The 8,843-nt window shown below is 40.8% G+C and carries 8 protein-coding genes and 1 other annotated feature; of the genes, 6 read left to right on the plus strand and 2 right to left on the minus strand.

What is annotated here, in order from left to right; all coding sequences use genetic code 11:
- The first annotated feature begins 662 nt into the window (after positions 1 to 662).
- Positions 663 to 827: a hypothetical protein gene (locus H4683_RS22610; protein ID WP_476715140.1), complete on the plus strand. Its 165-nt coding sequence runs from the start codon at positions 663 to 665 to the stop codon at positions 825 to 827.
- Here the strand turns inward: H4683_RS22610 and trpS are convergent.
- Positions 778 to 1,764: a tryptophan--tRNA ligase gene (gene trpS, locus H4683_RS10585; protein ID WP_192598802.1), complete on the minus strand. Its 987-nt coding sequence runs from the start codon at positions 1,762 to 1,764 to the stop codon at positions 778 to 780. The two genes, H4683_RS22610 and trpS, sit on opposite strands and share 50 nt — an antisense overlap.
- Positions 1,765 to 1,821: 57 nt before the next feature.
- Positions 1,822 to 2,035, minus strand: a binding site (T-box leader).
- Positions 2,036 to 2,093: 58 nt separating this feature from the next.
- Positions 2,094 to 2,438 (minus strand): DUF3899 domain-containing protein, encoded by a 345-nt coding sequence (locus H4683_RS10590; protein WP_192598803.1) that lies wholly within the window; start codon positions 2,436 to 2,438, stop codon positions 2,094 to 2,096.
- A 236-nt stretch (positions 2,439 to 2,674) separates the two neighbouring features.
- Here H4683_RS10590 and H4683_RS10595 point away from each other — a divergent pair, with 236 nt between their 5' ends.
- From H4683_RS10595 to H4683_RS10615, 5 genes are all read left to right on the plus strand, one after another.
- Positions 2,675 to 4,393 (plus strand): peptide ABC transporter substrate-binding protein, encoded by a 1,719-nt coding sequence (locus H4683_RS10595; RefSeq protein ID WP_192598804.1) that lies wholly within the window; start codon positions 2,675 to 2,677, stop codon positions 4,391 to 4,393.
- Between the two features lie 355 nt (positions 4,394 to 4,748).
- Positions 4,749 to 5,678, plus strand: coding sequence for an oligopeptide ABC transporter permease (gene opp3b / locus H4683_RS10600; RefSeq protein WP_192598805.1), 930 nt, complete (start codon positions 4,749 to 4,751; stop codon positions 5,676 to 5,678).
- The gene (gene opp3C, locus H4683_RS10605) at positions 5,678 to 6,697 is read left to right on the plus strand and encodes an oligopeptide ABC transporter permease (protein WP_192598806.1); all 1,020 of its coding nucleotides are present in this window, start codon (positions 5,678 to 5,680) and stop codon (positions 6,695 to 6,697) included. Before opp3b ends, opp3C begins: the two co-directional genes overlap by 1 nt.
- Before the next feature lie 14 nt (positions 6,698 to 6,711).
- Positions 6,712 to 7,776 carry an ABC transporter ATP-binding protein gene (locus H4683_RS10610; RefSeq protein ID WP_192598807.1) on the plus strand — a complete coding sequence of 355 codons (1,065 nt, stop codon included), beginning with the start codon at positions 6,712 to 6,714 and terminating at the stop codon, positions 7,774 to 7,776.
- Entirely contained in the window at positions 7,776 to 8,696 is a 921-nt protein-coding gene (locus tag H4683_RS10615) for an ABC transporter ATP-binding protein (RefSeq protein WP_192598808.1), read from the plus strand. The genes H4683_RS10610 and H4683_RS10615 overlap by 1 nt, the downstream gene beginning before the upstream one ends.
- Positions 8,697 to 8,843: the final 147 nt, after the last annotated feature.

The raw sequence follows: 8,843 nt of genomic DNA on the forward strand, positions 1-8,843 counted from the left end.
ATTGCCCTGACAGTTAGCGCGAGCCATGACAGTTTTGTTGATTGTCCTTAGAGTTTGGTGAATTGTCCTTACAGTTAGCGCGAGCCATGACAGTTTTGGTGATTGTCCTTAGAGTTTGTCGAATTGTCCTTACAGTTCGTGTGAGCCATGACAGTTTTGGTGATTGTCCTTAGAGTTTGGTGAATTGCCCTGACAGTTAGCGCGAGCCATGACAGTTTTGTTGATTGTCCTTAGAGTTTGATGAATTGCCCTTACAGTTCGTGCGAGCCATGACAGTTTTGTTGATTGTCCTTACAGTTTGTCGAATTGTCCTTACAGTTCGTGCGAGCCATGACAGTTTTGTTGATTGTCCTTAGAGTTTGATGAATTGCCCTTACAGTTCGTGCGAGCCATGACAGTTTTGTTGATTGTCCTTAGAGTTTGGTGAATTGCCCTGACAGTTAGCGCGAGCCATGACAGTTTCACTGGTTGCCCTTAGAGTTTGGTGAATTGTCCTTACAGTTAGCATGTCCCATCACTAACTCTCCATTATAAAAACCCTCTTCGTCTAAAAGAGGGTTCCTCATTCATATACTTAAAGAAAAACTAAAGGACGATGCACAATAACACGCCTATTTATATTTCTCATTAGTTATGGACTAATCGTCGTTACTATTTCGCATATGATATTCTATTTCAACTACAGGTCACTCGGTTATGAGTGGAAACAAATTTTTAATTTCATATATCGTACGGCTGACTTTAAACTCTTCGTTTTATCGGTAGTTATACTTATTATTAGCGTTTACGCCCGAGTCCCATCGCAGCCTCCATCTTCCCGAGAGTGACTGATGCGATTGAATTCGCTCGTACTGCACCCTCATCTAGAATGTCATCGAGGACAGACGATTCTAGTAACTCGTAATATCTATCTTGAATAGGGGATAGATGCCCAATAACCGTTTCTGCTACGCCGGCTTTGAATGCACCATACCCAAGGCCGTTATATTTCACAACGAGATCATCAATGGAAACACCACTTAATACGGATTCAATCGTTAGCAAGTTCGAAACACCTGGTTTATTTTTAACGTCGAATTTCACGACACCATCTGAATCGGTAACAGCGCTCTTGATTTTCTTTTCAATTTCTTTGGGTGAATCGAGAAGTAAAATCGTCCCTTTCTTATTCGGGTCAGATTTACTCATTTTTTTAAGTGGGTCTTGCAGCGACTTGATACGGGCACCATTTTTAGGAACACGGATTTCTGGTATCGTCAGCACTTCACCATAGCGGCTGTTGAAGCGCTCCGCTAGGTCACGCGTCAATTCGACATGTTGTTTCTGATCATCGCCGACTGGAACGATAGCGGTATTATATAGAAGAATATCGGCTGCCATGAGTGGTGGATACGTCAGGAGTGCAGAAGAAACGCCATCTTTACCTTCTGATTTATCTTTAAACTGCGTCATCCGCTCAAGTTCCCCAATATAGGCTATACATTGCATCATCCATCCGGCTTGTGCGTGTGCAGGTACTTCAGATTGTATGAACAACAAAGCCTTTTCCGGATCGATTCCGCTGGCGATATAGATTGCAGCAAGGGAACGGATCGTTTTTGTCAATTCAGCAGGATCTTGTCGGACAGTAATTGCATGCTGATCAACGATGCAAAATAGACATTCATATTCATGTTGTAGCTCTGTGAATTGACGGAATGCCCCGATGTAGTTCCCGAGTGTTACAATGCCCGTTGGTTGTACGCCTGAAAAAATTGTCTTCATCAATAAATTCCTCCTATTCATAATTAGCCGCAAAAAAAACATCAGTCATCCCCCCGTTAAAGGGACGACTGATGTTTAATCAACCGTGGTACCACCCGAATTGCCCTAAGGCCACTCTGTAACCCTTAACGCGGGGGACGTGATAGGTTACATGAAATTTCACCTATCAGGCTCCGGATCCCATTCGTCCAGCTCGGTTTACCTGTTTGCACCACCCACAGGCTCTCTAAAAAACCGATTACTGAATTACTTTTTCCATCATTGCCGTTCGTTCAAATGTTTCCAGTATTGTACTTCTTTATTCAATGAAGTGCAAGAGATAAATCACTTCATGCATAATAAATAACGAGCGCAATCCCCATGAACGCCAAAATCAGCATTCCACTTGCTAATAGAGGGAATACAGGAGTAGAAAAAATCTCCGATGGTGCACGCATTGTCTCAACGTCCTCCATCCGACGTTTCGGTGTGAACACTTTTCTCATCGATAGAGTGAAGATGTCGAAAAAACCAGTTGAAAATATGAAAGAAATTAAGCCGATAAAGACAAGGGACCCTCCAACGATAAAAGATGAATTTATATAGGTGAGTAACGAAAATTCTTTATAGTATAAAAATAGTAACGCCGTAATAATTACTTGTGCAACTAAAAAATTCCTTGCAACGTTCTTCATTTTCCCACCCCGATTCATTGTAATGGTAAAGTATTAACATGAAAAAATCAAAATTTATAAATCTCCAATAACATAGTTGAAATAGAAAAGTCGCTATCAAGACTGATATAATCAACTTTCCGAAAAAGAGTAGTCATAGTACATATGGGAAATAAAAAAAACTCTGTACAACTCAACCAGAAGTTGTATAATAAGTATGCAAGGTGTTTTCAGATAATTATGGGGAGGTATTTGATTTGAAGAATCAAAAATTCATGTGGCTAATGAGTCTTATGCTTGTACTAAGTGTGTTCTTGGCAGCGTGTGGTGGCGATAAGAAAGACGATGCTAGCGACGCGGGTAAAGACAAGGGCAAGGATGAGGACAAAGGGAAGATAGAAGAACCGGCAAAAGAGGTTAAACAAGTTCTGAACTTGACTGACAGGTCAGAAATTCCATCTCTTGACTCTTCCATCTCGGATGACCAAGTTAGCTCCATCGTACTGACCAATGTTATGGAGGGGCTTTACCGCTTGGACCAAACTAGCGTTCCAGTACCTGCTATGGCTGAAAGTGAACCTGAAATCAGTGCAGACGGCTTGACGTATACATTCAAAATCCGTGATGCACTATGGTCAAACGGAACGCCTGTTACTGCGCATGATTTTGTATTTGCATGGCATCGTGCAATCAACAAAGATACAGCGTCTCCTTATGGACCGTACTTCATGGAAGGCATGATCAAAAATGCGACTGAAATCGGTAAAGGAACTATGGAAATTTCAGACTTAGGAATCACAGCGCAAGATGATAAAACGCTTGTAATTGAACTTGAACGTCCAGTTCAATATTTCCTATCGCTTATGGCTTTCAGAACATTCTATCCACTAAATGAAGAATTCGTAACCGCTCAAGGGAAAGAGTATGCAACTAACTCTAACGCTATGATTTATAACGGACCATTCGTATTTTCTGATTGGGACAGTACAGGAAACTCTTGGAAGTACCTTAAAAATGAAAAATATTGGGATGCAGACACTGTAAAACTTGATGAAATCAATGTTGACGTTGTAAAAGAAACTTCAACGGAAGTTCAACTTTACGAAAAAGGTCAAATTGACCGCGCAATATTGACCGCTGAGTATGCAATGCAATACGCAGACGATGAAAACATTTCAAATGAACTTGAATCATCTGTGTTTTATTTCAAATTGAATCAAGAGCGTAATGGCAAAGCAACACCGCTTGCGAATGTTAATGTCCGTAAAGCGCTTGCAAGAGCGTTCAATAGAGAAGAACTTGCTGATGCAGTTCTTGCAAATGGATCATTACCTGCTGATTACCTTGTTCCGAAGGACTTAGCATTTGACGCAGAAGGCAAAGACTTCCGTGACCATGGTGGAAGTTACGCAGTTTACAATGTTAAAGAAGCTAAAGAATACTGGGAAAAAGCATTAAAAGAACTTGGGACTGATAAAGTAGCACTCGAACTTTTAGGTGGCGATTCAGAAAATGCTAAAAAACAACAAGAATGGTACAAATCCGAGCTTGAAAAAAATCTTCCTGGTCTTACAATTAACTTAAAAGAAGTACCATTCTCTGTTCGTCTTGACCTCGATAATGCAAGTGACTTTGACATTCAGGCTGCTGGTTGGGGAGCTGACTTTGAAGACCCAATTTCATATCTCGAATTGTTCACAACGAAAAGCCCACAAAACGGAATATCTTACTCGAACCTTGAGTATGACAAACTTATAGAATCAACGAAAACAACCCTTGCACAAGATCCTGTAAAACGTTGGGAAGCATTTTTGCAAGCCGAAAAAATACTTCTTGAAGAAGATGCAGCGATTATCCCTAATTATCAACGTGGTAGAAGGGCTCTAATGAGACCAACTGTTCAAGGTCTAGTTTCACACAAGTATGGTGGAGATTACACCTACAAATGGGTGCATATTGTAGCCGAGGAGAAATAAACAATGTAATTGGAAAGTTAAAATCTCATAATGAAGAGAGTATTATGGTAGGTTTTGACCATGTACTCTCTTTTTCACTGAGAAGGAACTAACTCAAAATTCATTGTATTTTGTAACTACTTGGGTACCTATATAATAGAAATCGTGAAAAAGAAGTACTTTTAACAGTATATATTGATATCGTTTTAAAAATCATCATGAAAACTCTTCTGTAACTGATTATAAAACACAATCTATAGTAAATCACTATTTTTAAAAAACAAGATGTCATACCTAAGTCGTTACATATTTTAACCGATAATATTAATAAATTCCTTTTTCTTTAGACTATTTATGACATACAGGAGGTGCAAAGATGGCTAAATATATCACGAAACGTGTAGTCTACATGTTTATTTCCCTGTTTCTTATCGCATCATTAACGTTTGTATTAATGAAATTGCTTCCAGGTTCTCCTCTAGCATCCGCTGAAAAGCTATCCATTGAACAACGGGAAGTCATTTATGAAAAATATGGCTTGAATGATCCGATTCCGGTTCAGTATATCCGTTATATGGGAAATCTTGCGAAAGGTGATTTCGGAATATCGTTTCAGTACAAGAATGCGGATGTAATGACGCTTATTCTGAAAAAACTAGAGTATTCTGTAATTCTTGGTGCTCAAGCGATTGTGTTTGGGACGGTAATTGGAATAGTTCTCGGAATGATTGCAGCTTTAAAACAAAATACGATATGGGATTACGGTAGTACAATTATAGCAATCCTCGGTATTTCCATTCCGTCTTTTGTTTTTGCGGTATTGTTACAATTTATTTTTGCAGTAGAACTTGAATGGTTTGATGTCGGTTTATGGAATGGATGGAAGTCTAGTATACTCCCATCTATCGCATTGGCAATGGGCCCTATTGCGATAGCCGCTAGATTTATCCGAACGGAAATGATTGAAGTGTTAGGTACAGATTATATTTTGTTGGCAAAAGCAAAGGGAGCAAATTGGTTTGAAATCGCTTTTAAACATGCATTTCGTAATGCGCTTATCCCTTTGATTACTGTACTTGGCCCGCTTGCTGCCGGCTTGTTGACGGGGTCACTTGTTGTTGAACAAATCTTCGCGATTCCTGGAATCGGGGAGCAGTTTGTCAAATCTATCAACTCAAATGATTACGCTATCATCATGGGTACGACGATGTTCTTCTCAGTGTTCTTGATTGTAATTATTTTAATTGTGGATATTCTATATGGGATTATTGACCCGCGTATCCGCTTGTCTGGAGGTTCCAAGTAATGACGAACAAATTGGAAAAGTTACCGAAGGATTCATTTGAACGGATTACGATTGATAGTACCCAAGCCGAAAAGATTTCAAAACCCAGTTTGAGTTTCTGGCAAGATGCCTGGCTTCGTATCCGTAAAAATAAAGCGGCTATCGTTAGTATGTTCATCCTGATTTTTATCGTATTCATGACTTTTGCCGGGCCGTTTATGGTTAAACATGATCCAGAAGCTGTAAAAGTTTCACATGCAAATTTGCCACCGAAAGTTCCGGGACTTGAAAAGCTAGGCATTTTTGATGGGGTAGGTAAACTTGGTTCAAAGACAGTCAATCTTTATGAATTGAAAAAAATCGATACGTATTACTGGTTCGGTACGGATAGCCTTGGACGTGATTTGTTTTCCCGCCTTTGGAAAGGGACACAAATTTCCCTGCTAATCGCCTTTGTTGCCGCCTTCATTGATGTTGTTGTAGGTGTTATCTATGGAGGTATTTCCGGCTATTATGGGGGGCGGACGGATGACATTATGCAACGTATTGTCGAAGTGCTCATCGGCATACCAACACTCGTCATTGTTATCCTTATGATTATGATGATGGATTCTGGGATATGGTCAATCATTATCGCCATATCGATAACCGGATGGATTGGGATGTCCCGTATTGTGCGGGGGCAAGTCCTGAAATATAAAAACCAAGAATTTGTTCTTGCAGCAAGAACGCTTGGTGCAAGTGATCGACGTATTATCGGCAAACATTTACTGCCAAATTTAATGGCAATCATTATTGTTAATATGATGTTCACGATTCCAACAGCGATTTTTTTTGAGGCGTTTTTAAGTTTCATCGGGCTTGGACTTCAAGCTCCGAAAGCATCCCTTGGAACCCTAATTAATGATGGCTATAAGTTTATATCGTATCAGCCGTATATGTTATTTTTCCCAGCATTTGTATTGAGTCTTCTAATGATTGCATTTAATTTAATCGGAGACGGTTTACGTGATGCACTCGATCCGAAGATGAAAGATTAAAGGAGGAAAGTGAAATGGAGAAAATAATTGAAGTAAAAGACCTGGAGCTTTCCTTCCATACATTTGCAGGTGAAGTGAAAGCAATTCGTGGAGTTAGTTTTGAAGTATTCAAGGGGGAGACGTTGGCCATAGTTGGTGAGTCCGGTTCAGGTAAATCGGTCACAACAAAGTCCATCATGCGTCTTCTACCAGAATCAAGTACGGAATTCAAAAATGGTCAAGTGCTATTCGGTGGAAGAGATCTTCTTAAGATTTCTGAAAGAGAGATGCAAAAAGTACGTGGGAAAGATATTTCAATGATTTTTCAAGATCCTATGACGTCGCTCAACCCGACAATGAAAATTGGTAAACAGATTATGGAGCCTCTATTAAAACACCAAAAACTCAATAAGTCAGATGCATGGAAAAAGTCTGTTGAACTTCTTGGACTTGTTGGTATGCCACAACCAGAAATGAGAATGAAACAATTTCCACACCAATTCTCGGGGGGACAACGCCAACGTATTGTCATTGCTGTGGCACTTGCATGTAATCCGAAACTACTCATTGCTGATGAACCAACGACTGCTCTTGACGTGACAATCCAAGCGCAAATCTTGGAATTGATGAAGGACTTGCAAAAGAAAATCGATACATCCATCATTTTTATCACACATGATCTTGGTGTGGTTGCAAATGTGGCAGATCGTGTGGCTGTCATGTACGGTGGGCAAATCGTTGAAGTTGGAACAGTGGACGAAATCTTTTATAACCCGCAACATCCATATACCTGGGGGCTTCTCAGTTCTATGCCTTCACTTGATGCGACTGAAGATAAATTATATGCAATCCCTGGAACACCACCTGATTTATTGGCGCCTCCAAAGGGAGATGCATTTGCGCTTCGTAGTGAATATGCGCTAAAAATTGATTTGGAAGAAATGCCGCCACTGTTCAAAGTAAGTGAGACACATTACGCTGCCACTTGGTTACTTCACCCGGATGCGCCACAAGTGGATCCTCCAGCACCCGTCATGGAACGCATGAAATCGTTCCCTGGCAGTCGGTATTATGAAGGCAATGCAGGAGGTGCGAAGTAATGGCTGAAAAATTACTTGAAATCAAAAATTTGAAACAGTATTTCAATGAAGGAAAAAAGAATGAAGTGCGTGCTGTCGACGACATTACATTCGATATTTACAAAGGCGAGACACTAGGTCTCGTTGGTGAGTCAGGTTGTGGTAAATCAACGACAGGTCGAACGATTATTCGTCTATATGATGCGACGGGCGGCGAAGTCATCTATGATGGCATCGATGTCCATGCAAAGAAATCCAAGAAACAACTAAAGGCGTTTAACCGAAAAATGCAAATGATTTTCCAAGACCCGTATGCATCCTTGAATCCGCGCATGAAAGTACTGGACATCGTCGCTGAAGGGCTCGATATCCATGGACTTGTGAAGAATTCCAAAGAGCGTACGGCGCGTGTACACGAGCTTCTGGAAATCGTGGGACTGAACAGCGAGCATGCTAACCGATATCCCCATGAGTTTTCTGGAGGTCAACGCCAGCGTCTCGGTATTGCACGTGCACTTGCTGTTGAACCGGAATTCATCATTGCGGATGAGCCGATTTCAGCGTTGGACGTTTCAATTCAGGCGCAAGTCGTCAACTTATTGAAAGAACTTCAAGAAGAAAGAGGTCTGACGTATTTATTCATCGCCCATGATTTATCGATGGTCAAATACATTTCTGATCGGATTGGCGTCATGTACTTCGGTAAGCTTGTTGAAATCGGACCAGCTGAACTGTTGTACACAGCTCCATTGCACCCGTATACGCAATCGCTGTTATCCGCGATTCCATTACCGGATCCCAATTATGAGCGGAGCCGTGTACGGAAAACCTACAATCCGAAAATGCATAATTATGGCGACAACGAAGAAGTGATTATGCGCGAAGTTACGCCTGGACACTGCGTCCTTTGTTCAGAAAGCGAATTTGAATCGTTTAAATAAACTTCAACAATCTATTAAACAGGATCGGTTTTCGATATGGAAACCGGTCTTGTTTTATTGTGTGCCCGGCATGGGTAATCGCTAGGTGGTGAAAGTCCACTACAGGCTTGGCAGTAGGAACTGTTAGCAGAAGGCAAGGGTGTCCTC

This window comes from Sporosarcina limicola, from assembly GCF_014873855.1.
GTDB lineage: Bacteria > Bacillota > Bacilli > Bacillales_A > Planococcaceae > Sporosarcina > Sporosarcina limicola.

What these genes read in the sequence shown, in the direction of transcription:
- H4683_RS22610 (WP_476715140.1), top strand. Translation starts at nt 663, where the DNA reads ATGATATTCTATTTCAACTACAGGTCACTCGGTTATGAGTGGAAACAA.
- trpS (WP_192598802.1), bottom strand. Translation starts at nt 1,764, where the DNA reads ATGAAGACAATTTTTTCAGGCGTACAACCAACGGGCATTGTAACACTC.
- H4683_RS10590 (WP_192598803.1), bottom strand. Translation starts at nt 2,438, where the DNA reads ATGAAGAACGTTGCAAGGAATTTTTTAGTTGCACAAGTAATTATTACG.
- opp3b (WP_192598805.1), top strand. Translation starts at nt 4,749, where the DNA reads ATGGCTAAATATATCACGAAACGTGTAGTCTACATGTTTATTTCCCTG.
- opp3C (WP_192598806.1), top strand. Translation starts at nt 5,678, where the DNA reads ATGACGAACAAATTGGAAAAGTTACCGAAGGATTCATTTGAACGGATT.
- H4683_RS10610 (WP_192598807.1), top strand. Translation starts at nt 6,712, where the DNA reads ATGGAGAAAATAATTGAAGTAAAAGACCTGGAGCTTTCCTTCCATACA.
- H4683_RS10615 (WP_192598808.1), top strand. Translation starts at nt 7,776, where the DNA reads ATGGCTGAAAAATTACTTGAAATCAAAAATTTGAAACAGTATTTCAAT.